25 protein-coding genes and 1 pseudogene are annotated in these 24,509 nt (G+C 73.7%); 14 read left to right on the top strand and 12 right to left on the bottom strand.

The annotated features are described in order from the left end of the window. Position 1: 1 nt before the first annotated feature. Entirely contained in the window at positions 2-2,119 is a 2,118-nt protein-coding gene (locus ABZ321_RS02615; protein WP_354888796.1) for a DAK2 domain-containing protein, read from the bottom strand. 217 nt (positions 2,120-2,336) lie between these two features. Between ABZ321_RS02615 and rpmB the strand changes: the two genes are divergently transcribed. Further along, a complete protein-coding gene (gene rpmB / locus ABZ321_RS02620; RefSeq protein WP_033357799.1) occupies positions 2,337-2,528 on the top strand; it encodes a 50S ribosomal protein L28 in 192 nt (63 codons plus the stop codon). Positions 2,529-2,611: 83 nt separating this feature from the next. Here the strand turns inward: rpmB and ABZ321_RS02625 are convergent, their stop codons facing one another. Together ABZ321_RS02625 and ABZ321_RS02630 are read right to left on the bottom strand one after the other, a co-directional pair. Then, positions 2,612-3,079: a GNAT family N-acetyltransferase gene (locus tag ABZ321_RS02625; protein WP_344508005.1), complete on the bottom strand. Its 468-nt coding sequence runs from the start codon at positions 3,077-3,079 to the stop codon at positions 2,612-2,614. Between the two features lie 28 nt (positions 3,080-3,107). Then, the gene (locus ABZ321_RS02630; RefSeq protein WP_344508007.1) at positions 3,108-4,070 is read right to left on the bottom strand and encodes a thiamine-phosphate kinase; all 963 of its coding nucleotides are present in this window, start codon (positions 4,068-4,070) and stop codon (positions 3,108-3,110) included. 163 nt (positions 4,071-4,233) lie between these two features. On the opposite strand from ABZ321_RS02630, the gene ABZ321_RS02635 reads away from it, so the two are divergent. Beyond that, positions 4,234-4,467 carry an Lrp/AsnC ligand binding domain-containing protein gene (locus tag ABZ321_RS02635; protein ID WP_203846267.1) on the top strand — a complete coding sequence of 78 codons (234 nt, stop codon included), beginning with the start codon at positions 4,234-4,236 and terminating at the stop codon, positions 4,465-4,467. Then, positions 4,468-4,980: a DUF3515 domain-containing protein gene (locus tag ABZ321_RS02640; RefSeq protein ID WP_354888801.1), complete on the top strand. Its 513-nt coding sequence runs from the start codon at positions 4,468-4,470 to the stop codon at positions 4,978-4,980. 26 nt (positions 4,981-5,006) lie between these two features. Here the strand turns inward: ABZ321_RS02640 and ABZ321_RS02645 are convergent, their stop codons facing one another. From ABZ321_RS02645 to ABZ321_RS02660, 4 genes are all read right to left on the bottom strand, one after another. Then, the gene (locus ABZ321_RS02645; RefSeq protein WP_354888804.1) at positions 5,007-5,996 is read right to left on the bottom strand and encodes a D-alanine--D-alanine ligase; all 990 of its coding nucleotides are present in this window, start codon (positions 5,994-5,996) and stop codon (positions 5,007-5,009) included. Positions 5,997-6,057: 61 nt separating this feature from the next. Then, the gene (locus ABZ321_RS02650; RefSeq protein ID WP_354888994.1) at positions 6,058-7,167 is read right to left on the bottom strand and encodes a cystathionine gamma-lyase; all 1,110 of its coding nucleotides are present in this window, start codon (positions 7,165-7,167) and stop codon (positions 6,058-6,060) included. 100 nt (positions 7,168-7,267) lie between these two features. After that, the gene (locus ABZ321_RS02655; protein ID WP_344508016.1) at positions 7,268-8,305 is read right to left on the bottom strand and encodes an NAD(P)H-dependent glycerol-3-phosphate dehydrogenase; all 1,038 of its coding nucleotides are present in this window, start codon (positions 8,303-8,305) and stop codon (positions 7,268-7,270) included. 49 nt (positions 8,306-8,354) lie between these two features. Then, positions 8,355-9,062, bottom strand: coding sequence for a lysophospholipid acyltransferase family protein (locus ABZ321_RS02660; protein WP_344508018.1), 708 nt, complete (start codon positions 9,060-9,062; stop codon positions 8,355-8,357). Between the two features lie 73 nt (positions 9,063-9,135). On the opposite strand from ABZ321_RS02660, the gene cofC reads away from it, so the two are divergent. From cofC to ABZ321_RS02685, 5 genes and pseudogenes are all read left to right on the top strand, one after another. After that, complete coding sequence (gene cofC / locus ABZ321_RS02665; protein WP_354888808.1) at positions 9,136-9,756, top strand: 2-phospho-L-lactate guanylyltransferase; 621 nt, start codon at positions 9,136-9,138, stop codon at positions 9,754-9,756. A 171-nt stretch (positions 9,757-9,927) separates the two neighbouring features. Beyond that, positions 9,928-10,125: a cold-shock protein gene (locus tag ABZ321_RS02670; RefSeq protein WP_344508022.1), complete on the top strand. Its 198-nt coding sequence runs from the start codon at positions 9,928-9,930 to the stop codon at positions 10,123-10,125. Positions 10,126-10,278: 153 nt separating this feature from the next. Beyond that, positions 10,279-12,564, top strand: a pseudogene (locus ABZ321_RS02675) (RNA degradosome polyphosphate kinase); the annotation flags it as partial. Beyond that, positions 12,561-13,910 (top strand): CHAD domain-containing protein, encoded by a 1,350-nt coding sequence (locus tag ABZ321_RS02680; protein WP_354888811.1) that lies wholly within the window; start codon positions 12,561-12,563, stop codon positions 13,908-13,910. The pseudogene ABZ321_RS02675 and the gene ABZ321_RS02680, both read left to right, overlap by 4 nt. Then, positions 13,898-14,767, top strand: coding sequence for an NUDIX hydrolase (locus ABZ321_RS02685; RefSeq protein ID WP_344508024.1), 870 nt, complete (start codon positions 13,898-13,900; stop codon positions 14,765-14,767). Before ABZ321_RS02680 ends, ABZ321_RS02685 begins: the two co-directional genes overlap by 13 nt. A gap of 64 nt (positions 14,768-14,831) precedes the next feature. Here the strand turns inward: ABZ321_RS02685 and ABZ321_RS02690 are convergent, their stop codons facing one another. From ABZ321_RS02690 to leuC, 3 genes are all read right to left on the bottom strand, one after another. After that, a complete protein-coding gene (locus ABZ321_RS02690) occupies positions 14,832-15,473 on the bottom strand; it encodes an HU family DNA-binding protein (protein WP_354888814.1) in 642 nt (213 codons plus the stop codon). Positions 15,474-15,613: 140 nt separating this feature from the next. Further along, positions 15,614-16,201, bottom strand: a complete 588-nt coding sequence (gene leuD, locus ABZ321_RS02695; RefSeq protein WP_354888817.1) for a 3-isopropylmalate dehydratase small subunit — start codon at positions 16,199-16,201, stop codon at positions 15,614-15,616. Between the two features lie 25 nt (positions 16,202-16,226). Continuing rightward, complete coding sequence (gene leuC / locus ABZ321_RS02700) at positions 16,227-17,639, bottom strand: 3-isopropylmalate dehydratase large subunit (RefSeq protein ID WP_344508030.1); 1,413 nt, start codon at positions 17,637-17,639, stop codon at positions 16,227-16,229. A gap of 49 nt (positions 17,640-17,688) precedes the next feature. On the opposite strand from leuC, the gene ABZ321_RS02705 reads away from it, so the two are divergent. The 3 genes from ABZ321_RS02705 to ABZ321_RS02715 all read left to right on the top strand — a co-directional run bounded on the left by ABZ321_RS02705 (position 17,689) and on the right by ABZ321_RS02715 (position 20,682). Then, positions 17,689-18,375, top strand: a complete 687-nt coding sequence (locus ABZ321_RS02705) for an IclR family transcriptional regulator (RefSeq protein WP_033357786.1) — start codon at positions 17,689-17,691, stop codon at positions 18,373-18,375. Between the two features lie 64 nt (positions 18,376-18,439). Then, the gene (locus tag ABZ321_RS02710; protein WP_344508032.1) at positions 18,440-18,745 is read left to right on the top strand and encodes a hypothetical protein; all 306 of its coding nucleotides are present in this window, start codon (positions 18,440-18,442) and stop codon (positions 18,743-18,745) included. Positions 18,746-18,819: 74 nt separating this feature from the next. Then, entirely contained in the window at positions 18,820-20,682 is a 1,863-nt protein-coding gene (locus ABZ321_RS02715) for a hypothetical protein (protein WP_354888822.1), read from the top strand. On the opposite strand, the gene ABZ321_RS02720 is transcribed toward ABZ321_RS02715, so the two are convergent. Together ABZ321_RS02720 and ABZ321_RS02725 are read right to left on the bottom strand one after the other, a co-directional pair. Beyond that, positions 20,679-21,056 carry a YccF domain-containing protein gene (locus ABZ321_RS02720; protein ID WP_344508034.1) on the bottom strand — a complete coding sequence of 126 codons (378 nt, stop codon included), beginning with the start codon at positions 21,054-21,056 and terminating at the stop codon, positions 20,679-20,681. The genes ABZ321_RS02715 and ABZ321_RS02720 overlap by 4 nt on opposite strands. Before the next feature lie 7 nt (positions 21,057-21,063). Further along, positions 21,064-22,011, bottom strand: a complete 948-nt coding sequence (locus ABZ321_RS02725; protein WP_344508036.1) for an FAD-dependent oxidoreductase — start codon at positions 22,009-22,011, stop codon at positions 21,064-21,066. A gap of 70 nt (positions 22,012-22,081) precedes the next feature. On the opposite strand from ABZ321_RS02725, the gene ABZ321_RS02730 reads away from it, so the two are divergent. The 3 genes from ABZ321_RS02730 (at position 22,082) to ABZ321_RS02740 (ending at position 24,457) form a co-directional block, all read left to right on the top strand. Then, the gene (locus ABZ321_RS02730) at positions 22,082-22,954 is read left to right on the top strand and encodes a LysR family transcriptional regulator (RefSeq protein ID WP_344508038.1); all 873 of its coding nucleotides are present in this window, start codon (positions 22,082-22,084) and stop codon (positions 22,952-22,954) included. Between the two features lie 124 nt (positions 22,955-23,078). Beyond that, on the top strand, positions 23,079-23,822 hold the full coding sequence (locus ABZ321_RS02735; RefSeq protein WP_344508040.1) for a lytic polysaccharide monooxygenase: 744 nt from the start codon (positions 23,079-23,081) through the stop codon (positions 23,820-23,822). 59 nt (positions 23,823-23,881) lie between these two features. Next, a complete protein-coding gene (locus tag ABZ321_RS02740) occupies positions 23,882-24,457 on the top strand; it encodes a DUF305 domain-containing protein (RefSeq protein WP_354888827.1) in 576 nt (191 codons plus the stop codon). Positions 24,458-24,509: the final 52 nt, after the last annotated feature.

Genomic DNA, 24,509 nt, shown 5'->3' on the forward strand with positions numbered 1-24,509 from the left:
CTCACTCCACCCCGACCAGCAGCGGATAGTGCGGCTGGTCTCCCTCATAGCACTGCACCTCGACGAACGGCCACGCCCCCGCGACATGCCGCCGCAGCGTCTCCCCCAGCCCCGGCGGCGCACCCTGCCCCGCGATGAGGGTGACCAGCTCCCCGCCGGCCAGCAGCATCCGGTCGAGCAGCAGGCACGCGGTGCGTTCCAGGTCCTGCCCGATGAGGTTGACCTCCCCGTCGACGACGGCGAGCACGTCACCGAGCTGGCACCGCCCGGCGACGGTGAGCGCCTCCCGGGCCGCGACCGTCAGCTCCGCCGACCTGCACCGGGCCGCGGCCTCCGCCATCGCGATCACGTCGTCCTCGAACCTGCGCCCGGTGTCCCGCACCGCCATCGCCGCCAGCGCCTGCACCGGCGACCGGGTCGGCACGACACCCGCCCGGATCCCGGCCGTCCTGGCCTCGGCCGCCGCCGCGGTGGCGACGGCGAGCACGTTGGCGTCGTTGGGCAGGACGACCACCCTGCCCGCGCCCGTCGCCCGGATCGCCGCGAGCACCTCCGCCATCGACGGCGTCCCGGTCACCACCGTGGCCCCCTCGGCCGCGAGCAGCTCAGCGAGCCCCCGCCCCGTGCACACGACGACGATCCCCGAGCTGGCACTCTCGTTTTCGGTTGCGGCCGGCGTACGAACAGTGCCCTCCGACCCGATCGCGCCCACCGGACCGGACGGCGCTGCCGCGTCGGCCGCCTGCCGCTCGGCGATCTGCTCGGCGAACCGCGTCACGGTGATCCTGCTGGGCCGCCCCGCCACGATCCCTGCCTCGATCGCCGCACCGACGTCGTTGACGTGGACGTGCACGTGCCAGGTCGGCTCGTCCCCGACGACGACCAGCGAGTCGCCGAGGGCGCTCAGCGCCTCCCGCAGCGGCTCGATCGCGGCGGCCGGGGCGTCCAGCAGGAACTGCACCTCATATCCGAACTCGACCGACCCCGCCTCACGCTCCATCACCCCACCCGGATCGGCGACCCGGGCCGGCACGTCGACCGGCACCGGCGGCGTCTCCCCCGTCAGCGAGGTCACGAACGCCTCCAGCAGCACCACCAGCCCGCGCCCCCCGGCGTCGACCACCCCCGCCCTGGCCAGCGCCGGCAGCTGCTCAGGCGTGCGCGCGAGGGCCACCCGGGCCCCTTCCGCCGCCGCCCGCGCCACCTCCACCACTCCGCCCCAACCCGCCCCGCCCCCGAGCTCCCACAACGCCCCGCCAGCACCAACCGACGCCGACCCGGCCGCGGAGCCCGCCGACGACCCACCGGAACCCGCCGCCTCACCACCGCCCCCCGGCAACGACCCACCGGAGCCCGCCGACAACCCGCCAAACCCCGCCGACGACCCGCCGGACCCCACCAGCTCACCGCCGGAATCCCGCGACGACCCACCGAAGCCCGCCGCCTCACCACCGCCCCGCGCCGACAACCCGCCGGACCCCACCAGCTCACCCCCGGAACCCCGCAACGACCCCCCGGAACCCCGCGACCCGTCCCCGCCCCCCGGCGACCCACCCCCGCCCCCCGGCGACCCACCCCCGGCCCCCGGCGACCCGCCGCCGACCCCAGGTGACGACCCACCCGCCGCAGACGGCTCACCGCCGGGACCGCTCGACCCGCCGGCCGAGACCCGCGACGACGCGCCGGCAGCCGCCCGGGCCGCGGCCGACGCCACCGACAGGACCGTGCCCTCCACGGGGGCCGCCACCGCCGCATACGCCGACGCCGCGGCCCGCTCCAGCGCCGCCGCCAGCTCGGCCGGCCCGATCGCCCGCGTCGAGGCCAGGGACGTGGCGAGGCCCTTGAGCAGCTGGGCCAGGATGATGCCCGAATTGCCCCGGGCGCCCAGCAGCGCGCCCCTCGCCGCGACCGCGAGCAGCTCCCCGGCGCTGGAGGAGCCAGGCGCGGCCTCCACGGCGGCCGTGGCGGCGGACATGGTCAACGCCAGATTGGTCCCCGTGTCGCCGTCAGGCACGGGATAGACGTTGAGGGCGTCGATCTCGGACCGGTGCCGGCGCAGCGCGTCGAGGCCGGCGGCACACCACCGGCGAACAGCAGCAGCATCGACATTCACTGGCACGCGCCGAGCCTATCGGCGACCACCGACAATTTCCCCGCTCGCCACCCGAGCCCCAGGAAAGCGACCCCGGCAAGGCCCGATTGGGAGTCAGCGGGGCTCATCAGGTAACCTTGCGGGGTTGCCCGCCGGTCGACCGGTCGGCGACACCTGGAGTCCGCCCCCGGCCCGGCCGGTGGAGGGGTCCAGCCCGAGACGCAATCAATCCCAGGAGATCCCCGTGGCTAGCGTGTGCGACGTCTGCGGCAAGGGACCGGGCTTCGGCCACAACGTGTCCCACTCGCACCGGCGGACCAACCGCCGTTGGAACCCCAACATTCAGACGGTGCGCACCCCGGCCGGTGGCGGCACCACGCGGAAGGTGCAGGCATGCACCTCCTGCCTCAAGGCCGGCAAGGTCGTTCGCGGCTGATCGCCTGCACCAGCAGCAAAGCACCACAAGCAAAGCACCAGCAGCAAAAAGGCCCCGCCATCGGCGGGGCCTTTTTCAACGCGCTACAGCGACCGCCCGAACGACCGCACGCTCGGATAACCCTTGTAGTGCCCGAAGTCGGGGATCAGCGCGTAGCCGGCCGACTCGTACAGGGCCATCGCCTCCGGCTGCGCCGTCCCGGTCTCCAGCCAGACCCGCTTCCTCCCGGCCGCGCGGGCCGAGTCCTCGACCGCCGCGATCAGCCGCCGGGCCAGGCCGAGCCCGCGGAACGCCGGGTCCACGTAGAGCCGCTTGAGCTCCGCGGTGCTCTCGTCCTCGGCGAAGGTCCGCCAGCCGCAGCACCCCGCCGGCGCGTGGTCGATGTACGCGACGAAGAAGCCGCCCAGCGGCGGGTCGAAGTCACCGGGCTCGATGGGGGTGGTGTCCCCCGATCCGCCGTAGCGCACGCTCAGGTCGGCGAGCGTGGCGCTGATGAGTTCGGTGGCGACCCGCGAGCCGTAGCGGGTCAGTCGAATGTCGAGCTCAGTCACGCGTAAAGGGTATAGAAGCGACCACTCGTTACCGGAAGTGGTCCCAGCCTGGGGCTCCTCCGGTGTACCGCCTACCGTCGACGGTCACGCCGTCACCGGCGGTGAACAGGCTGGCCGGTAGGACCTCGCCGATGACGCGCCAGTCGTCGGGCAGCTCCACGGACGGCGGGAAGGTGGCGGCGAGCGCGTGGTCGTCCCCGCCGGCGAGGATCCAGCCGTACGGGTCGACGCCGAGCGCCGTCGCCGCGTCACGCATCTGCTCGGGCACGACGAACGCGGACCGGCGCAGGTCGATCCCGACGCCGCTGGCGGTCGCGATGTGGCCCAGGTCGGCGAGCAGCCCGTCGGAGACGTCGATCATGGAGGTGGCGCCGAGGAGGGCGCCCGACGGACCGGCGGCGTAGGGCACCTGCGGCCGGCGGTGCGCCTCCACCAGCAGCTTCGGGGAGCGGAAGCCGCGGGAGAGGATGGTGTACCCGGCTGCCGCGTAGCCGATCCGGCCGCATATCGCGACCACGTCGCCGGGGCGGGCGCCGGTGCGCACCAGGGGCTCGCGGCCCTCCAGGTGGCCCAGGGCCGTCACCGCGATGGTCAGGGTCGGGCTCGCGGACATGTCGCCGCCGACGACGACCGCGCCGACCTTGCCCGCCTCCGCGGCGAGACCGTCCGCGAGCTCCTCCGCCCAGGTGATCTCGAGGTTCGCAGGGGTACAGAGCGCGACGAGCAGCGCCGTCGGCCGGGCCCCCATGGCGGCGATGTCGGCGAGGTTGGCGGCGGCGGCGCGGTGGCCGATGTCGCGGGCGGAGGACCAGTCGCGGCGGAAGTGCCGGCCGTCCACGAGCACGTCGGTGCTGGCCAGGACCCGGCCGTCAGGCGCTGCGACCAGGGCCGCGTCGTCGCCGGGCCCCAGCAGGACCACGGGCGAGGGCGCCCCGAGCCGGGCCGTCACCCGTGAGATGAGCCCGAACTCCCCGGCGGTTGCAACGGTCACCCGTCCTCCAAAGCAAACAGAAAACTGAACATTGAATGCGCGATGTTGCGGGTAACGCAGCGTGTTGTGGCACGATCACGCACGGCTGCTGGTCCGCTGTATCCCATGGTGCGGTAGGTTCAGCGCTGATCAGCGCTCGCGCGGCGCAGGAAGGAGTCGTGTCGTGGTACAGGCATACATCCTGATCCAAACAGAGGTCGGCAAGGCACGCGATGTGGCGACCGCCATCCAGGAGCTGACCGGGGTCGTCCGGGTGGACGCGGTCACGGGGCCGTATGACGTGGTGGTGCTCACGGAGGCGCGCAGCGTCGACGAGCTGGGCAAACTGATCGTCAGCAACGTGCAGCTGGTGCCCGGCATCACCCGCACGCTGACGTGCTCGGTGGTGCACTTATAGATGACGGCGAAGAGCCCCGCCAGGATCGCCACCGTCGCCGCGATCCCCGTCGCGCTGCTGGTCGGCGTCCTGGCGTTCTGGCTGCTCGGCGGCTTCCCCAAGGCGGAGGCCACCGGCACCGTCCGCACCGACGCCGTGGCCATGGACGAGGCCACGACGGTGGTCTGCCGTGCACTGGTGGCACGCATGCCGGAGACCCTCGGCGGGCTGCACCGGCGTCCGGTCAGCGCCGGCACCGAGCAGCACGTGGCCTTCGGCGACCCGGCGATCGTGCTGTCCTGCGGCGCGGTCGGTAAGCGGGCGGTCCCGCGCGACGCCCAGCTGCTGGGCGTCTCCGGCGTCTGCTGGTATCCGGAGGAGCACAAGCAGGAGACCGTCTGGACCACGATCGACCGCCAGGTCCCGCTGCGGGTCGTGGTGCCGAAGAAGGCCGACGGCTCTTGGCTGTCGCACCTGTCGGCGCCGATCACCGAGACGGTGCCCTACGAGGACCCGGGCACGACGCACTGCTGAACGCCACGCGGAGCGCCTGACACAGGTCAGTGCAGGCCCGTCCCCCGCCGCACCGCCGCCTTGACCAGTTGCGTGATCAGGGTGGTGTACGCGACGCCGCTGGCCTGCCACACCACGGGAAACGCCGCTCCGGGGTCGAAGCCGGGCATGGTGTCGATCCGGTCGAACAGGACGTCGCCGCCGGAGGTGACCGTGCACTCGACCATGGCGAGCCCGGCGCAGTCGAGGGTGACGAACGCCTTCACGGCGAGGTCGCGGGCGCGGCGCTCGACGGCACGGTCGAGGTCGGCCGGCGCGGTCACCCGGCCGTCGACGATCTCGCCGGGCACGCTGGACTCGGGCTGCCCCGAGGTGTCGAGGACGCCGACGGTGACCCTGCGGCCGGCGGGGGCGGCGACGACGACCACCTTCGCGTCGACGGCGCGGGCCGCGGCGACCGCGGCGGGCAGCTCGGCCCAGTCGGTGATCCCGGTCATGCCACCGGCGCCGCGGGCGGGCCGGACGACGACGGGCAGCCCGAGCCGCTCCCGGTCGGCACCGGCGACGTCCGAGGAGTCCCTGAGCACCACGTAGGGCGCGACGGGCAGCCCCGACGCCACGGCCAGCTTGCGCAGGAAGTCGTGGTCCATCGCCACCGACGCGGCGAGCACGCCGGAGCCGACGTAGGGCAGGTCCGCCATCTCGAGGAGGCCCTGGATCGTGCCCTCCTCGCCGAAGGCGCCCTGCAGGACGGGGAACACCACGTCGACGCCGCCGAGCCGGGCCACCCCGTCGCGGGCGTCGACCACGGTGACGGCGGCGCCGGCCGGCACCAGATCCGTGGACACCGGCGAGGAGCCCGCCGCCGCGGCGCCGAGCACCCAGCGACCCTCCTGGGTCACCCCGATCGGCACGATCTCGAACTCGTCGGTGTCGAGGGCGTCGAGGAGGTCGGCGGCGCCGACGCTGGACATGGCGTGCTCGGTGCTGCCGCCGCCGAACACGACGGCGACCCGGGTCTTCTCTGGCGTTTCCACGCGCCGACCCTAACCGCAAGGTCAAGCTCGCGCTGTCGGCTGGTCAGCACCCCACCCTGCGTCAGGCGCCGATCGCGTCGAGTGCCTTCCGTACATCGGCGACCAGGTCATCGGTATCCTCGACGCCGCACGAGAGGCGGATCAGGCCCTCGGGGGTGTCGTCGCCCCACTGCGCCCGCCGGTCGGCGGAGGTGTGCAGCCCGCCGAACGAGGTGGCGGCGAACACCAGGGTCGCGGCCTGCAGGAACTGATCGGCGGCGGCCTTGCCGGCGAGCGTGAACGTGACCACGCCCGGGACGCGGCGCATCTGCCGGGACGCGACCTCGTGGGCGGGGTCCTCGGGCCGGCCGGGCCAGCGCACCGAGACGACCGCCGGGTGCGCGGCGAGCACCTCGGCGACGGCGGCCGCGTTGGCGGTCTGGCGGGCCAGGCGCAGGTCGAGGGTGCCGATCGAGCGGTGCGCGAGCCACGCCTCGAACGGGCCGGGCACCGCGCCCGTGGCGCCGCGCCAGCCGGTGAGGGCCGCGGCGAGCTGCGGGTCGCGGGTGCACGCGTAGCCGAGCAGGATGTCGGAGTGGCCGGTCAGGGCCTTGGTGCCGGACGCGACGGAGATGTCGGCGCCCAGGTCGAGGGGGCGCTGCCCGAGCGGGGTGGCCGCGGTGTTGTCGACGGCGACCAGCCCGCCGCCGGCGTGCACGCGCGCGGCCAGCTCGGCGATGTCGCACACGTCGAGGCCCGGGTTGGCGGGGGTCTCCACCAGCAGCAGCCGGACGGTCTCCAGGGCCGGGTAGGGGCCCGCGGTCGGCGCCTCGACGACGGTGACGCCGCGTTCGCCGAGGTACGACGCCGCGAACGCCCTGGTCTTGTAGTAGCCGTCGGCGGGCACGACGACGGTGTCGCCGGGGCGCAGCACGCTCAGCAGCACGGCGCTGATGGCGGCCATGCCCGAGGCGAAGGTCACACACTCGCCGCCCTCGAGCTCGCCGATCGCGCCTTCCAGCGCGCGCCAGGTCGGGTTGTCGGTGCGCCCGTAACCGTCGACGCCCGGCTGCGGCCCCAGCACCGGCTCGAGGTGGTACGGCGCACCGAAGGCCGGACCGGGCAGGAAGGGCCGGCCGGGCACGGCCTCGGGCACCCCGGCGTGCACGACCCGCGTGCCGTCACCAGTCATGGCGTCGCCTCCGCTGCGCTCCGGCGCCGCCCTGAGTCGGAACCAGCGCACCCGATGCCCGGCCTCCCCGCCGCGCTGCGGGCCGGTCATGCGGAAAACCCTACTGATGCTCCGCCGTCGACGGGACGCCGGGCCGCTCCGGCTTGGTCTCGCGGGACATCAGCGCGGCGAGCGCCCTGAGCGGGTCGACGCCCTCGTGGCAGACCAGCTCGACCTGCTCGGTGATCGGCATCTCCACGCCGACGCTGTGCGCCAGATCGCGGATCGACAGGCAGCTCTTGACACCCTCGGCGGTCTGCCGGGTGGCGGCCTGCGCCTGCTCCAGGGTCTCGCCGCGGCCGAGGTGCTCGCCGAACGTGCGGTTGCGCGACAGCGGCGAGGAGCAGGTCGCCACGAGGTCGCCGAGGCCGGCGAGCCCGGCGAACGTCATCAGGTTGGCGCCGAGCGCCCCGCCGAGGCGGGTGGTCTCGGCGAGCCCGCGGGTGATCAGCGTCGCCCGGGTGTTGTCGCCGAAGCCGAGCGCGGAGGCCATGCCGTAGGCGAGCGCGATCGCGTTCTTGACGGCGCCGCCGAGCTCGCACCCGATGACGTCGTCGTTGGTGTACGGCCGGAGGTAGCGCGTGCTGATCGCGCGCTGGACGAGCTCGGCGCGCCGGAAGTCGGTGCACGCCACCACGGTGGCCGCGGGCTGCTCGGCGGCGATCTCGGGGGCGAGGTTGGGCCCGGTGACGACGGCGATGCGGTCGGGCTCGACGCCCGCGGAGTCGACGATCACCTCGCTCATCCGCTTGAGCGTGCCCAGCTCGATGCCCTTCATCAGGCTGACGAGCGTGGCGTCGGAGCGGATCGTGCCCGCCCAGGAGCCCAGGTTGTGGCGCAGCGTCTGCGACGGCACGGCGAGCACGACCAGGTCGGCGCCGTCGACGGCCTCGGCGGCGTCGTCGGTCGCGGTGATCGCGCCGGGCAGCCACGTGCCGGGCAGGTAGTCCGGGTTCATGTGCCGCTCGCGGATCGCCTCGGCCACGGCGGGCCGGCGGGCCCAGACGGTGACGTCCGGGGTGCCGGCGTCGGCGAGCAGCTTGGCGAACACCGTGCCCCACGACCCGGCCCCGAGCACCGCGGCCCGTCGAATGCTCATATGCCCTCCGTCATGCTCATGTACGGTCCTGCGCTGCGCTCGGGCGCGCTCATGCGAGCGTCTTGCGCGGTGTCCACAGCGGCGGCGGGGTGCCGCCCCGGATCTCCCCGAGCATGTCGCGGAGGTGCAGCATGATGTGGTCGGTGATCTCGTTGAGCGTCTGGGCGGTCGGCTGCGCCTCGTCCCAGGCGGACAGGTCGATCGGGGCGCCGGCGATGATCGTCACGTCGGCGCGGGGCAGCAGCTTCAGCTTGCTGGTGCGCGGGTCGTAGATCCGCTCGGGGCCCCACATGACGATCGGGACCATCGGCGCGTGGGTGTCCAGCCAGAGGCGGGCGGCGCCGGTCTTGCCCCGCATCGGCCACAGGTCGGGCTCGCGGGTCGTGGTGCCCTCGGGGTAGATCACCACGGCCTCGCCGCCGCGGACGCCCGCCCGGGCGGCCTCCAGGGCCTTCACGGCGTCGGTGGTGCCGCGGTGGACCGGGATCTGGTGGTTGGCCCGCAGCAGGTAGCCCAGCACCGGCACCTTGAACAGGCTGGCCTTGGCCAGGAACGACGGCCATCGGCCGGCGTCGTAGATGTAGTGCGCGACGGCGAGCGGGTCGGCATGGGAGATGTGGTTGACGACCATGATCACCCCACCATCGGCGGGGATGTGCTCCATGCCCGTCCAGGTCCGGCGGGTCAGCATCTGGATCGTGGGCTTCACGGTCATGACGGCGAAACGCCGCCAGAAGCCGAGCCTCCGGCGCTTCATCTCACCCTCCCCTCACGGTTCTGCTGCGAATCATGCCACTGCCGGGCGCCGTGGCGCCGTGTCAGGATGGGTCATGCTCAGCACCTGGGTGGCGGTCGTGCCTGTCAAGCCGCTCGGTGCGGCGAAGACGCGGCTGCGCGGCGCCGTCCCGCGGCCCGCGCATCCCGGCCTGGTGCTGGCCATGGCCCGTGACACGGTCGCGGCGGCGCTCGCCTGCCCGTCGGTGGCCGGGGTCGTCGCGGTCTGCGACGACCCGCTGGTGCGGGCGGAGCTCGTCGCCGACGGCGCCACCTGCCTGCCCGACACCCCGGCCGCCGGGCTCAACGCGGCGCTGGCCTTCGGGGCGCGGGCCGCGGGCGGCGCGCCCGTGGTCGCGCTGACCGCCGACCTGCCGGCGATGCGCCCCGCCGACCTGGCGGTCGCCCTGGCCGCGGCGGAGGCGCTGGGCCGCCGCGCGTTCGTGCCGGACCTGGAGGGCAGCGGCACCGTGCTGCTCGCCGCGCCCGCCGGGGTGGCCCTGGACCCGCACTTCGGGCCCGGCTCTGCGGCGGCGCACCTGCGCTCGGGCGCGGTCCGGCTCGACGGCGACTGGCCCAGCCTGCGCCGCGACGTCGACACCGCCGCCGACCTCGACGCCGCCACCGGCCTCGGCCTCGGCCCCCACACCGGCGAGATCCTCTGCACGCCCGCCTGACGACACGCCCGCCTGACGACCTCCCCTGCGCCGCCCCGCGCAGGACGGCCGGCACCGGTGAGTGACGAAGAGCACCCCGGTGCCATCGAGCAGGACGGCCGCGGGTGGCAGCGGCGGCGCCGCGGTGACGCGAGACACGCGCCGGAAATCGATGCGCGGTAGCGTGGACTGATGCAGGGGACCGTGGCGACGTTCGACGACGACACCCGCACCGGCACGGTGCTGCTCGACGACGGTGCTGAGCTGCGATTCCCCGCTGCTGCCTTCGACGCGTCGGGGCTGCGCCACCTCCGCCTGGGGCAGCGGGTCCGCATCGACCGGGACGCCGCCGGGGCCGTCGTCAAGGTCACGCTGCCCACCTTCCCGTAGTGGCCAAGCAGCGGGAAGTTCATGTTCAGATCGGCACAAACGGGCCATGATGATCCGGTGGACGAGACGCCGACCGGTCGCAGCCGCCCCCGTAACGCAGCGCAACGCTCCGACCCGCAGAGCGCGCCTCCCAAGGCCGCCCCGCGCAAGGCGGCACCGCGACGGGCGGCCCCTCCGGCGGGCGGCACCGCGCCACGGGTCCGGCGGGCGACGAAGGCCGCGGCACCAGCACCCGGTGAAGACGTGCAGGCGAATCAGGCCGAGCCCGAGGAGGTCACCATGAGCGAGACGGTGACGGAGCAGCCCCCGCTGGTCCCCACCCAGAAGTCCCCCGGTGAGACACACGCCGAGTCCGACGCGCTGGTCGTACCATCCGAGAAACCGCTGCCCGAGGACCGGTATCTCAACCGGGAGCTCTCGTGGCTGGACTTCAACGCCCGGGTGCTGACCCTGGCCGAGGACCCCGCGACCCCGCTGCTGGAGCGCGCGAAGTTCCTCGCCATCTTCGCCAGCAACCTCGACGAGTTCTACATGGTCCGGGTCGCGGGTCTGAAGCGGCGGCTGCAGACCGGCATCCCGGTGCGCCGCCCCGGTTTCCTGCCGCCGACGGAGCAGCTGGAGCAGATCGCGGAGCGCACCACCGCGCTGGTCGCGCGCCAGTCGCGGGTCTTCGCCGAGGAGATCGCCCCGGCGATGGCCGAGGAGCGCATCCACATCGTGCCGTGGAGCGACCTCGACCCGGCCGAGCGGGAGCGGATGCGCACGTCGTTCCGCGAGCAGATCTTCCCGGTGCTGACGCCGCTGGCCGTCGACCCGGCGCACCCGTTCCCCTACATCTCCGGCCTGTCGCTCAACCTGGCGGTCGTGGTGCGGGAGCACGACGGCGGCCCCGAGCTGTTCGCCCGGATCAAGGTGCCCAACAACGTGCCGCGCTTCTACGCGCTGGACCGGACCACCCGCGACGGCGTGCGCACGGTGCGGTTCCTGCCGGTGGAGGAGCTGATCGCCGCGCACCTCGGGCAGCTGTTCTCGGGGATGCAGGTGGTCGAGCACCACCTGTTCCGGGTGACCCGCAACGCCGAGGTCGAGCTGGACGAGGACCGTGACGAGGACCTGCTGCAGGCCCTGGAGCGGGAGCTGGCGCGGCGCCGCTTCGGCCCGCCGGTGCGCCTGGAGGTCGCCGCGTCGATCTCCGACCACGTGCTGGAGCTGCTGGTCCGCGAGCTCGACATGGACTCCCACGACGTGCTTCGGGTGCCGGGCCTGCTCGACCTGACCGCGCTGTGGGAGATCTACAACGGCGTGGACCGGCCGTCGCTGAAGGACCAGCCGTTCGTGCCGGCGACCCACCCGCACTTCGCCGAGGGCGAGACCCCGCGCAGCGTCTTCGCCCGGCTGCGCGACCACGACATCCTGGTGCACCACCCGTACCACTCGTTCTCGACCAGCGTGCAGCGCTTCGTCGAGCAGGCCGCCGCCGACCCCAACGTGCTGGCGATCAAGCTGACGCTGTACCGGACCAGCGGCGACTCCCCGATCGTGGACGCGCTCGTGGACGCGGCCGAGGCCGGCAAGCAGGTCGTGGTGCTGGTCGAGGTGAAGGCCAGGTTCGACGAGAAGGCCAACATCGGCTGGGCGAGGACGCTGGAGCGGGCCGGCTGCCACGTCGTCTACGGCCTCGTCGGGCTCAAGACCCACACGAAGACGGCCCTCGTGGTGCGCCAGGAGGGCAACCACATCCGGCGGTACTGCCACGTCGGCACCGGCAACTACCACCCGAAGACGGCCCGACTCTACGAGGACTACGGGCTGCTCACCGCGGACCCGGAGGTCGGCGCCGACCTCACCGACCTGTTCAACGTGCTCACCGGGTACAGCCGCCAGACCTCCTACCGCCGCCTGCTGGTCGCGCCGCACGGCGTCCGGCGCGGCATCATCGACCGGATCGACCGGGAGATCTCCCTCGGCGAGCAGGGCCTGATCCAGCTGAAGGTCAACTCGCTGGTCGACGAGGAGATCATCGACTCGCTCTACCGCGCCGGCCAGGCCGGGGTGAGCGTCGACCTGATCGTGCGCGGCATCTGCGCGCTGCGGCCGGGCGTGCCGGGCCTGTCGGACAACATCCGGGTCCGGTCTGTGCTCGGCCGGTTCCTGGAGCACTCGCGGGTGTTCCGGTTCGGCCGCGACGCCTCCGCCGAGTACTGGATCGGCTCCGCCGACCTCATGCACCGCAACCTCGACCGCCGGGTCGAGGCGCTGGTCAAGGTCACCGACCCGGTCGCGGCCGGCGAGCTCGACCGGGTGCTGAAGCTGATGATGAGCGACGACACCGGCGCTTTCGAGCTGGCCGGGGACGGCACCTGGCACCGCCGGCAGGGCAAGAACCCGCAGGAGGCCCTGCTGCGCCGCATCGTCGACCGCGTGGAGCCGGCGGCGTGAAGTTCATTGTCGGGGACGGGTTCACGCTGCCCGACCTGGACGGCCGCGACGTCGACGCCACCTTCCACGACACCCCGGACGGCGCCCTCGCCCGCGCCGGGGTGTCGCTGCGCCAGCACCGCGACGGCACGTGGACGCTGCTGCTGCCGCGGCGGGGCCGGGAGCTGCACAGCCAGGCCGCGGGTGCCGGCGTCGTCCCGGCGGACCTGCTCGACGCGGTGACCGCCTTCCGCCGCGGCGCGGACCTCGGCGCCGTGAGGACGGTCCGCTCAGCCGTGCACGTGTCGTCGGCGGCGGGTGGTGTACTGGCTGAGGTCCGCCTCCTGTCCGAGCGCGGGACGGGCCGCCGCCCCCGGCGGGTCGAGGTGCTGCCGGTCGACGGCACGCCCGAGGACCTGGCCCGCATCGCGGGCGCGCTGACCGCGGCCGGCGCGGTGCCCGACCCGGACGGCGCCGCGCCCCCGCCGGAGCCCGACGACAGCGCCGGCGCGGTCCTCACCGAGGCGCTGCGCGACGGCGTCGGGCGGATCCTGCGGCACGACGCGTTCGCCCGGCTGCGCGAGACGATGCCCAACGGCGACACCCCCGTGCACCAGATGCGGGTCGGCACCCGGCGGCTGCGCAGCGACCTGCAGACGTTCCAGGCGCTGCTCGACCCGGCCTGGAGCCGGCCGCTGCGGGCGGAGCTGGGCCGGCTGGCCGGCGCGCTCGGCGGCGCCCGCGACATCGAGGTGATGCGGGCCCGGCTGCACGTGACCGCCGCCGCCGACCCGCTCGTGGCGGTGGACGCCGAGTCGGTGGGCCGGATCGACGCCGCGCTCGCCGGGCGGCAGGAGACGGCGCTGTCGGCGCTGGACGAGGCGCTGCGCTCGCCGCGCTACGTCCAGCTCCTCGACGCGCTGACCCGCCCGCCCAGGCTCGTCGGCCGGCACGGGGCACCCGCCGGGCGGGTGCTGCCGGGTCTGGTCCGCAAGCCGTGGCGGCAGCTGGTGGCCGGCGCTGACGCGCTGACCCCCGAGCTGCCCGACGACGACTGGCACGAGGTGCGCAAGCTGGCCAAGCGGGCCCGGTACGCGTTCTCCTGGGTGCCCGGCCCCGAGGCCGCGGTGCTCGCCAAGCGGGTCGCGAAGGCGCAGAAGGTGCTCGGCGAGCACCAGGACGCGGCGACCGCGGCCGACACGTGGCTCTTCGTGGCGCGGTTCCTCGACCGTGGCGACCACCGTCTCGCCGTCACGGCGGGCAGACTGTTCGAGCGGGAGCGGGCCGCGGTCACCCGGGCACGCGCCGCGTTCCCGGCGGTGTGGGCCGCGGTCTGCGAGGAGAACACCACAGCATGGCTGAAGTGAACACGGTCGTCCGCGCGGCGGGTGGCGTGGTGTGGCGCCCGGCGCGGGACGGTGTCGAGATCGTGCTGGTGCACCGCCCGCGGTACGACGACTGGTCCCTGCCCAAGGGCAAGGTCGACCCCGGCGAGCACGAGCTGGCCGCCGCGGTGCGGGAGGTCCACGAGGAGACGCTGGTGCGGGGCGTGCCGCAGGCCCGGCTGCCCTCGATCCGCTACCTGACCAGCGAGCCGGGCGTGGAGAAGGTCGTCGACTACTGGTCGATGCGGGCGCTGCTGTGGCAGGACCGGCCGGCGGACGACGAGATCGAGGAGGCGCGCTGGGTGCCGGTCGCGCAGGCGCCCGCGCTGCTGAGCTACGCGCACGACCGGGGTGTGGTGAAGGCGTTCCTGGACCTGCCGCCCGTGACGGCGGTGGTCGCCCTGGTCCGCCACGCGCACGCCGGCAAGCGCAAGGAGTGGGCCGGCCCGGACGCGGAGCGCCCGCTGGACACGGCCGGCGTGGGCCACGCGGCGGCGCTGAGCGCCCTCCTGCGGCTCCTGCGGCCCGAGTGGGTGGTGTCGGCCACCCCCTTGCGGTGCCGGCAGACGGTGGAGCCGCTGGGGCTGCCGTTCGACCTGGACGGCGCGTTCGACGAGGGGCGGTCCCCCGAGGCGGCCGCGGCCGCGCTGCGGGCCCTCGCGGCGCGGGGCGGGGCGAGCGTCGTGTGCAGCCAGGGCAAGCTGATGCCGCCGCTGCTGACCGCATTGACCGGACGCACCAATGTGGACTTCCACACCCGCAAGGGCGCCGGCTGGATGCTCACCTTCAGCGGTGACCGGCTCCTCGGCTGGGATCCGGTGCGCCCGCTGCGGGTCTGACGCACAAAAACGGAAGGGGCGGCGCCGCGAACTCGCGGCGCCGCCCCTTTTCCGTTGCCTTACCTCACTTGGCGGCGGCCTTCTTGGCCGGCGCCTTCTTGGCGGCCGTCGTGGTGGCGGCGGTGGCCGTCTTGCGCGCGGTCGTCGACGCGGCGGCGCGCGTGGTCTTCGCGGCGGCCTTCTTGGCGGGGGCGGCCTTGGTCGCGGCGGCCTTGGCCGGAGCGGCCTTCGCCGCCGCCTTGGTCGCGGTCGCCTTGGTGGCGGCCTTGGCCGGGGCGGCCTTCGCCGTGGTGGCCTTCGCCGTGGTGGCCTTGGCGGTCGTCGCCTTGGCGGTGGTGGCCTTGGCAGTCGTGGCCTTGGCGGTCGTCGCCTTCGCGGCGGCGGTCTTCGTGGCGGCGGCTGCCTTCTTGGCCGGCGCGGCCTTCGGCACCTTGCCGGCGGCGACCATCTCGCGGAAGCTGGCGCCGGCCCGGAAGGCGGGAACCGACGTCTTCTTCACCTTCACGGCCTCACCGGTGCGCGGGTTACGCGCGGTTCTCGCACCACGCACGCGCTTCTCGAAGACACCGAAACCGGTGATGGCGACCTTGTCGCCCTTGGTCACGGCAGCCTGAATCTCGGCGAGCACCGCGTCCAGCGCCGCGTTTGCCGACTTCTTGTCGCCCAGGCGAGCGCTGAGCGCCTCGATGAGCTCGGCCTTGTTCACGTTGTTTCCTCCCGTACCAGAAATGAAGTCCCTGTGGGCAAGGTATCCCAACGCTCACAGAATACAAACATTAGACGGAAAAGAAATCGTTGTGGAGCAACGGATTCGGCCGGTGGCTCATCGAGACGCCCAGGCGGGGCCTAGTGAACGACGGGTGTCCACTCCGGACGGCCTTGTTCGAAGGCGGTGATGGCCTCCTCGTGGCGCAGCGTCAGACCGATGTCGTCCAGGCCTTCCAGCAGGCGCCAACGGCTGAAATCGTCGATCGGGAAGGCCCATTCACGGTCCCCCGCACGCAACTGCCGATCCTGCAGATCGACCGTTACCGCCAACTGCGGATCCGCTTCGATCGCGGCCCACAGCTCCTCGACGAGTTTGAGGTCCAGCTCGACGGGCAGGAGACCGGCCTTGAGCGCGTTGCCCCGGAAGATGTCGCCGAAACGCGGCGCGACGACCGCCTTGAAGCCGTAGTTCTGCAGCGCCCAGACGGCGTGCTCGCGCGACGATCCGGTGCCGAAGTCGGGCCCGGCGACAAGGATCGAGGCGCCCGTGTACGCGGGATTGTTGAGCACGAATGCGGGATCCGAGCGCCACGCGTTGAACAACCCGTCTTCGAACCCGGTTCGGGTGACGCGCTTGAGGTAGACGGCGGGGATGATCTGGTCGGTGTCCACGTTGGACCGGCGCAGCGGGACGGCCGTGCCGGTGTGGACGGTGAACTTCTCCATGTCGGATTCCTGCCTGTCTTCTCGGTCAGTTCAGGTCCGCGGGGGCCGCCAGGCGGCCGACGACGGCGGTTGCGGCGGCGACCTGCGGCGACACCAGGTGGGTGCGCCCACCACGGCCCTGCCGGCCCTCGAAGTTGCGGTTGGAGGTCGAGGCGGAGCGCTCGCCCGGCTTCAGCGTGTCCGGGTTCATGCCCAGGCACATCGAGCAGCCCGCGAAGCGCCACTCGGCGCCGGCCGCGGTGAAGACCTCGTTGAGCCCTTCCTCCTCGGCCGCGGCGCGGACCGACGCGGAGCCCGGCACGACGAGCATGCGCACGCTGTCGGCGACCTTGCGCCCGCGCAGCACGTCGGCGGCGGCACGCAGGTCCTCGAGCCGGCCGTTGGTGCACGAGCCGAGGAAGACCACGTCCACCGCGACGTCGCGCAGCGGCGTGCCCGGCGTCAGGTCCATGTACTCCAGCGCCTTCTGCGCCGCGACGCGGTCGGCGTCCTCGGCGAAGTCGGCCGGGTCCGGCACGCTCGCGCCCAGCGGCGCCCCCTGGCCCGGGTTGGTGCCCCAGGTGACGAACGGGGTGAGGTGGGTGATGTCGAGCGTCACCTCGGTGTCGAACTTCGCGCCCTCGTCGGTGCGCAGCGTCTGCCAGTACGCCTTCGCGCGGTCCCACGCCTCGCCCTTCGGCGCGTACTCGCGGCCCTCGACGTAGGCGAACGTGGTCTCGTCCGGCGCGATCATGCCGGCCTTGGCGCCCCACTCGATGGACATGTTGGAGACCGTCATCCGGCCCTCCATCGACATCTTCTCGATCGCGGGCCCGCGGTACTCCACCACGTGGCCGCGGCCGCCGCCGGTGCCGACCTGGGTGATGAGCGCCAGCACCAGGTCCTTCGCCGTGACGCCGGGGGCGAGCTCGCCGACGACGTTGACCGCCATCGTCTTGAGGTGCGGCTGCGGCAGCGTCTGGGTCGCCAGGACGTGCTCGACCTCGCTGGTGCCGATGCCGAACGCGATCGAGCCGAACGCGCCGTGGGTGGAGGTGTGCGAGTCCCCGCACACGATCGTCATGCCCGGCTGGGTCAGGCCCAGCTGCGGTCCCATGACGTGGACCACGCCCTGCTGCGCGTCACCGAGCGAGTGCCGGCGCACGCCGAACTCGTCGCAGTTGCGCCGCAGCGTCTCGATCTGGGTGCGCGACACCGGGTCGCTGATCGTCAGCAGGTTGTCGGTCGGCGTGTTGTGGTCCTCGGTCGCGATCGTCAGGTCGGGCCGGCGCACCTGCCGCCCGCCCATCCGCAGGCCGTCGAACGCCTGCGGGCTGGTGACCTCGTGGACCAGGTGCAGGTCGATGTACAGCAGATCCGGCTCGCCTGCGGCGGAACGGACGACGTGTGCGTCCCACACCTTCTCTGCGAGCGTCCGCGGTCGTGCTTCTCCCACCATCTGGACATCCTAAAGTTTGGGAGGTATGTTTCGGTCTGTGGGACACAGTATGAGCGGTGTCGGCGTGCTCGACAAGGCGGTGGTCATTCTGGCCGCCTGTGTCGACGGCGCCAGCCTTGCCGAACTGGTGGACCGGACCAAGCTTCCCCGGGCAACGGCGCACCGGCTCGCACAGGCCCTGGAAATCCACCGATTGCTTGTTCGTGACGCGCAAGGACGCTGGCGGCCGGGCCCGCGTCTGGGCGAACTCGCCAACGCGGCACCGGACGTTCTCCTGACCGCGGCCGAGCCGATGCTCACCGCACTGCGCGACGCGACCGGCGAAAGCGCGCAGCTCTACCTCCGCCGCGCCGACGAGCGGCTCTGCGTGGCCGCCGCCGAGCGCGCCAGCGGGCTGCGCGACACGGTGCCGATCGGCTCGGTGCTGCCGATGACCGCCGGCTCCGCCGCCCAGGTGCTCCTCGCGTGGGAGCCGCCGGAGGCGGTGATGCCGCTGCTGCCGCGCTGCAAGTTCACCGGCCGCACCCTCGCCGAGGTCCGCCGCCGCGGCTGGGCGCAGAGCGTCGCAGAGCGCGAGGCCGGCGTGGCCAGCGTCTCCGCGCCGATCCGCGACCGGACCGGCCGGGTCATCGCCGCGATCAGCGTGTCGGGCCCGATCGAGCGGCTCGGCCGGCGCCCCGGCGACCGCCACGCGATGGCCGTGGTGCGGGCCGGGCAGCGCCTCTCCGGCCTGTAACGTGCGGCACATCGGGGGCCTGTAGCGTGCGGCACATCGAGCCCGTCTGACTGAGGAGCCCCCCGTGCCTGAGTCCACCCCCGCCAGCCCGGAGCCCATCGACGACGGCCTCTCCGAGGCACCCGACACCCCGGAAGGTGAGGGGTCCGGCGTCGGCCAGGCCCCCTCGGGTGCCCCGGACCGGCCGTCGCACGCGCCGGGCTCACCGACCCCGGACGGCCCGCAGCGCCCCGACACCCCCACCGCACCGACCGCGCCGGCGCCACCGGCTCCGAGCGGCGGCAGCGGTGGGCGGGGCGGCTGCATGACCGCCATGCTCGGCCTGATCGTCCTGGTCGCCGCGCTGCTGGGCATCGCCGCCCAGTTCTAGCCGGTTTATCGGGTGCTCCCGGGCGCCGCCCTCCCGCTACGATGCGCGACGACATCCACGGGGAGGAACGCCACATGTCCGAGAGCACCCGATCGCCCGACGATTCCCTGCTGCCCCAGGACCCCTTGCCCGCGGCGGACACCGGGACGGACATCGCCGTCGACGCGTCCCGGGCCGACGCTGAGACCGTCGACGCGTCCCAGGCTGACGCTGACGCCGTCGACGCTTCCCAGGCGGACCCTGACACCGTCGCGCTCGACGGTGATGCCCCGGCGTTCGCGGCCGGTGACGACCTCACCGAGGTGCCGGTCCGGCCGCGGCGGCGGCTCGCCGTGGTCCTGAGCGCCGCGGCGGTCGCGGTCGCCGTGCTGCTCGGTGGCGGCGCCTTCGCGCTCGCCAGGATGTGGAACGGCCCGACCGGCACCCTGCCGGAGGACCTCGTGCCCGCCTCTGTCGCCGCGTTCGCCCGCATCGACCTCTCCCCCGGCATCGGCCAGCGGGTCAAGGTCGAGGCGCTGCTGCGCAAGGCCGGCGGCAACGGCCCGAAGACCCTGGACGACACGAAGCGCGACATCTTCGCCGACCTCGAGGCGCCCATCGGCTACGACGACGTGGCCTCCTGGTTCGACGACCGGATCGGCGTCGCCATGTGGGCCGCCCCGGAGCCGGGCGCAGCCGTCACCCTCGTCGTCGCCTCCTCCCGCGACGACGCCAAGGCCCGCAAGGCGCTCACCGCCGCCCAGCAGAAGGCCGGCACCGACGACCTCGGCTTCGTCGTCGGCGACGGGCACGTGCTGCTCGCGTTCGACGGCAAGGACCTCCAGCGGGCCGCGGCCGCGGCGGCCGCCGCGGCGGCGAAGGCCCCGCTGTCGAAGGATCCCGCGTTCACCGCCGCTGTGGCGAAGCTCCCCGCCGGCCAGCCCGGCCTCGCGTGGGCCGACCTGGCCCGCGCCGACGACCTGGCGCAGGAGTTCCTCGCGTTCGGCGTCGACGGCGACGTCGAAGGCGAAGAGACCGACGCCGAGGCCGCCGGCCCCCCGGTCGCGCTGCCGGAGCTGAAGGGCACGGTCGTCGTCGGCGTCCAGGCCGGTGACGACGGTCTGGAGCTGCGGGCCCGCGTGTCGGGCGGCTCGGGCCTGCCGCTCACCGCCACCTCCACCGGCACCGACGCGCTCGCCCTCCTGGGCGCGCTGCCGGCGGACGCGACCGCGGCCGGCGCGGCCGGCGGCCCGCTCGGCGACCTGTCGCTCCTCGGCGGCGCCGGCGTGATCCTGTCCTCGACCCTGTTCCCGCTCGCCCGGTTCGGCGGCCTCGCCGACGACATCGACCTGGCCGACCTCCCCCCGCCGCCGGGCGTCGATCCCAATAAGGTGATCACGCTCCCGCCGGGCGTCGACCTCACCGACCCGGCGGCGATCGAGAAGTACTTCCGGGAGCACCCGGAGCTGGGCGACGGCACCGTGGTGCGGTCGTTCACGACGACCCAGCCCAGCTCGGAGGAGGTCCAGAAGGCCATCCAGGCGCTGGACAAGGCGATGGCCGCCGCGACGTCGGTGACGTTCGCCGTGGCCGGGCCGGAGCCCAAGGAGCACGAGCTGGGCGAGCCGCTGCAGGTCGACCTGCGGCTCGCCGACGCCGCCGCGGCCAAGCAGCTGCAGGCCGACCTCGCCGCGCTGCTGAAGGCCGGCGGGACGGTGTGCGAGGTCCACGAGGAGCACGTGGTCCTGCGGACGAAGACGTTCGCTGCCGGTACCGGCGGAAAACTCGCCGACAGCGAGCGCTTCCGCGCCGCGACCGCGGGCGGGGTCCCCGGCGCCACCGCGGCGTTCTACGTCGACGGCGAGCGCGGCGGCACCGCCCCGGCCAAGGGGATCGGCGTGACCGTCGGCCACGACGGCACCGACACCGTCGTCATGGCCCAGGTCCTGATCGGCTAGACCTCCACCACCTCGCGCCCGAGCGGCCAGAAGGCGACCGGCACGAGCTTGAAGTGGGCGATCCCGAACGGGATCCCGATGATCGACAGGCACAGCGCCACCCCGGCCGTCACGTGGCTGAGCGCCAGCCACCAGCCGGCGAGCACGACCCACAGGATGTTGGCCAGGCCCGTCGCCACCCCGGCGTCGGGCTTGGCCTGCACCGTCCGACCGAACGGCCAGAGCGAATACAGGGCGAGCCGCCATGACGCCACCGCGAACGGGATCGTCACGATGAGCACGAAGCAGATCGCCGCGGCGAAGGCATAGCCCACGAACAACAGGAAGCCGCCGCCGAAGATCAGCCACAGCACGTTCAGCACGAAGCGAATCATGCTTCGATCATGCGCCTGCCGCGCCACCGGCGAGGGTGACGACGTCGTCGGCGCAGCCCCAGGAGAGGGTGACGCCGGCGCCGCCGTGGCCGTACGCGTGCACGAGGCGGACGCCGCCGGGCAGCCCCACCGGGTCGGCCTCGACCCTGGCGCCGCCGTGCCGAGCTGGCCGCAGCCCCGCCGCCTGCCACAGCACCGGCGCCCCGGCCAGCTCGGGGACCAGCTCGGCGCAGCGGGCCAGGATCGCCGCCGTGGTCGCCGGGTCGACGGCGGTGTCCCACTCGCCGGGCTGGAACGTGCCGCCGAGGACCACGTCCCGGCTACGGGGATGGATGTACGTCATGCCCGCCGGGTGTTCCTCGTCACGCACCGAGGTGACGAGGCCCGGATTGGCGACGCCGACGATCTGGCCGCGGGCCGGGTGCACGGCGGGGTCGCCCGCGAGGTCGCGCGCGGCGAGCCCGGTCGCGTTGACCACGACCCGCGCGCCGGCCACGAGCCGCGGCACGTCGGCGAGGCGCTCGACCCGGTGCCGCACGAGCCGGCCGCCGGCCGTGCCGAACCGGTCGAGCAGGCTCCGCAGGTACACCGGCATCTCCACGGAAGGGACGGTGAAACGCCACTCGCCCGGCCCCTCCGCGAAGTCCGGGACGGCCGGGGCCCACCAGGGCGTCTCGTGCGGGCGGCGCAGGATCATGCGGGTGGGCCGGGGCACGACGCCGGGCACGCCCCGCGCCGCCTGAGCGGTCAGCTCGTCGAAGGTGCGGCCGGCCCAGCTCAGGACGCGGGGGTCGCCGTCGGTACGGGTGGGGTACCAGACCGCGGCGGCCAGGCTCGACACGGTGTGCCCCGGCTCGTCGGCGGTCACGACCGTCACGGTGTGCCCGTGCTCCTGCAGGCGGACGGCGCAGGTGAGCCCGATGATCCCGGCGCCGAGAACTGTCACGTCGCTCATGCCTTCACTGTGTGCTCCTCCCCGCCGCGGCGTCCAAGACCGGTTCGCTGCGGTCTGATAAGCCTGGCTTATGGAACTGCGGCGGCTGCGGTACTTCATGGTCCTCGCCGAGGAGCTGCACTTCACGCGGGCGGCGGCCCGGCTGCGCATCGCCCAGCCGGCGCTCAGCCAGCAGATCCGCGTCCTGGAGCGGGAGATCGGTGCCCGGCTGGTCGAGCGGGGCCGCGGCGGCTGCGCGCTCACCCCGGTCGGCGCGGTCGTCGCGGCGGAGGCGGTCACGCTGCTGGCGGAGGTCGCCGCCGCCGAGGAGCGGATCGCCGCGGCGGTGCGCGGGCAGGGCGGGCGGCTGCGGTTGGCGTACACGCGATCGGCCCGCGGCGGCAGCGTCGACGAGCTCGTCGAGCGGTTCCGCGCCGCGCACCCCCTCGTGGAGGTCGTGCCGGAGACGGGCTGGACCGCGCCCAACGTCGCCGGCCTGCTCGCGGGGCGCTACGACGCGGCGTTCGTGCGGCCGCCGGTCGACGACCCAGGCATCCGGTGGCTGCCGATCGGCACCGAGGAGCTGCTGCTCGCGCTGCCCACCGGGCACCCCCTGGCCGCGCGCCGCCGGGTGCCGCGGGAGCTGCTGCGCGGCGAGCCGGCGGTGATGTGGCCGCGCGACAACGGCCCCGGCATGTACGACCGGATCGTCGCGCAGGTCTGGCCCGGTGGCGGCTTCGTGCTCGCCCGGCACGAGCCGGACGACGAGCAGCTGCTGCGCTCGGTGGCGGCGGGCGGTGTGATCGCGGCGGTGCCTTCGGGGCGCGCGACGGCGCTGCGGGTGCCCGGCGTGGTCCTGCGCCGGTTCACCGGGGCGCCGCCGACCGTCGACATCGGCCTGGCGTGGGCCGCTTCCAGCAAGAATCCGGCGGTCCGCGCCCTGGTCGCGCTCCTGTCGCCTTAAGGCCGGCTGGACCCTACCTTAAGTGAGAGCGCTCTATCGACCGATTTCCATAAAGGTTATTTACTGTTAACAATCCTTCCTTTACATTGGCCGCATCACCCCCACTGCACGAAGGGAGCGATCGATGCGAAGAACGATCGCGCTGGTTCCACTGGCGCTCGGCGCCATCGCCACGTCACTGCTCGCGTCCGCTCAGCCGGCGGCCGCTCACGGTTACGTTTCTTCCCCTGCCAGCCGCCAGGCGATGTGTGCCCAGGGCCGGGTCGCCAACTGCGGCGAGATCGTCTACGAGCCGCAGAGCGTCGAGGGCCCGAAGGGCCTGATGAGCTGCAGCGGCGGCAACAGCCGGTTCTCCCAGCTCGACGACCCCAACAAGGGCTGGCCGGCGACCGCCGTCGGCAACTCGGTCACGTTCAACTGGGTGCTCACCGCCCGGCACTCCACCAGCACCTGGGAGTACTTCGTCGGCGGCACGCGCATCGCGGTCATCGACGACGGCGGCCGCCAGCCCGGCGCGACCGTCTCCCACACGGTGAGCCTCGGCGGGCGCACCGGCCGGATCATGGTCCTGGCCCGGTGGAACATCGCCGACACCCCCAACGCCTTCTACTCCTGCGTGGACCTGCAGGTCGGCGGCGGTGGCGGGAACCCCACCCCGACGCCCACCCAGCCCTCCCCCACGCCGACCGTGAACCCCACCCCGACTCCGACCACGCCGCCCGCGGGTGGCACGTGGGCGGCCGGGACCGCGTACAAGGCCGGTGACCGCGTCACGTACGGCGGCGCCACCTACCAGTGCCGCCAGGCACACACCGCCATCGCCGGTTGGGAGCCGCCCAACGTCCCGGCGCTCTGGCAGCGCGTCTAGCTCGATGCTCGCGGGGGTGCCCGTCCGCCGGGCACCCCCGGTTCCTGGAGGAGGAACGGATGCGATTCCTAGTACTGGTCTCGGCGTTGCTCCTCGCCGGCTGTGCCGCCGCCCCGGCGCAGCCGGCCCCTCCCGGCGCCGCCGGTGCCGCCGGAACCACAGCCTCGTCCCGGGTCTTCAACGACACCGACGTCATGTTCGCCCAGATGATGGTCGCCCATCAGGCGCAGGCGCTCGCGATGGTGCGCCTGGCGCGCACCAAGGCGGTCCGGGAGGACGTGCGGACCCTGGCCGCCGCGATCGACGTCACCGAGGCCGACGAGACCAAGACGATGCAGGTCTGGCTCCAGTCGTGGAGCCGGCCCCCGACCGCCGCCGCCGACTCCCACGCGGGCCACGGCGGCGCCCACGGCACGAACGCCGACGACATCGCCGCCCTCGCCACCTTCGACGGCACCGCGTTCGAGCAGCGCTTCCTCAACATGCTGGTCGCCCACCAGCACAACGCGGTCGAGATCGCCCGCATGGAGACCGGCTCCGGCGTCAACCCCGGCGCCCTCGACCTGGCCAAGCGCATCACCGACTCCCGCACCGCCGAGATCCAGCAGATGCTGCGCTATCTGGAATCCCCGTAACGCTCCCGGGACCCCGCCACGTATCGACGCCCATTACCTTGGGTGTCGACGA

Source organism: Dactylosporangium sp. NPDC006015 (assembly GCF_040614215.1).
Taxonomy (GTDB): Bacteria; Actinomycetota; Actinomycetes; order Mycobacteriales; family Micromonosporaceae; genus Dactylosporangium; species Dactylosporangium maewongense.

Excerpts from the sequence above, each read along its gene's own strand:
- ABZ321_RS02725 (WP_344508036.1), bottom strand. The coding sequence starts at position 22,011 with ATGAGCGACGTGACAGTTCTCGGCGCCGGGATCATCGGGCTCACCTGC.
- ABZ321_RS02640 (WP_354888801.1), top strand. The coding sequence starts at position 4,468 with ATGACGGCGAAGAGCCCCGCCAGGATCGCCACCGTCGCCGCGATCCCC.
- ABZ321_RS02685 (WP_344508024.1), top strand. The coding sequence starts at position 13,898 with ATGGCTGAAGTGAACACGGTCGTCCGCGCGGCGGGTGGCGTGGTGTGG.
- ABZ321_RS02740 (WP_354888827.1), top strand. The coding sequence starts at position 23,882 with ATGCGATTCCTAGTACTGGTCTCGGCGTTGCTCCTCGCCGGCTGTGCC.
- leuC (WP_344508030.1), bottom strand. The coding sequence starts at position 17,639 with ATGGTGGGAGAAGCACGACCGCGGACGCTCGCAGAGAAGGTGTGGGAC.
- leuD (WP_354888817.1), bottom strand. The coding sequence starts at position 16,201 with ATGGAGAAGTTCACCGTCCACACCGGCACGGCCGTCCCGCTGCGCCGG.
- ABZ321_RS02650 (WP_354888994.1), bottom strand. The coding sequence starts at position 7,167 with ATGACTGGTGACGGCACGCGGGTCGTGCACGCCGGGGTGCCCGAGGCC.
- ABZ321_RS02670 (WP_344508022.1), top strand. The coding sequence starts at position 9,928 with ATGCAGGGGACCGTGGCGACGTTCGACGACGACACCCGCACCGGCACG.
- ABZ321_RS02705 (WP_033357786.1), top strand. The coding sequence starts at position 17,689 with ATGAGCGGTGTCGGCGTGCTCGACAAGGCGGTGGTCATTCTGGCCGCC.
- ABZ321_RS02730 (WP_344508038.1), top strand. The coding sequence starts at position 22,082 with ATGGAACTGCGGCGGCTGCGGTACTTCATGGTCCTCGCCGAGGAGCTG.
- ABZ321_RS02655 (WP_344508016.1), bottom strand. The coding sequence starts at position 8,305 with ATGAGCATTCGACGGGCCGCGGTGCTCGGGGCCGGGTCGTGGGGCACG.
- ABZ321_RS02720 (WP_344508034.1), bottom strand. The coding sequence starts at position 21,056 with ATGATTCGCTTCGTGCTGAACGTGCTGTGGCTGATCTTCGGCGGCGGC.
- ABZ321_RS02735 (WP_344508040.1), top strand. The coding sequence starts at position 23,079 with ATGCGAAGAACGATCGCGCTGGTTCCACTGGCGCTCGGCGCCATCGCC.
- cofC (WP_354888808.1), top strand. The coding sequence starts at position 9,136 with ATGCTCAGCACCTGGGTGGCGGTCGTGCCTGTCAAGCCGCTCGGTGCG.
- ABZ321_RS02660 (WP_344508018.1), bottom strand. The coding sequence starts at position 9,062 with ATGAAGCGCCGGAGGCTCGGCTTCTGGCGGCGTTTCGCCGTCATGACC.
- ABZ321_RS02715 (WP_354888822.1), top strand. The coding sequence starts at position 18,820 with ATGTCCGAGAGCACCCGATCGCCCGACGATTCCCTGCTGCCCCAGGAC.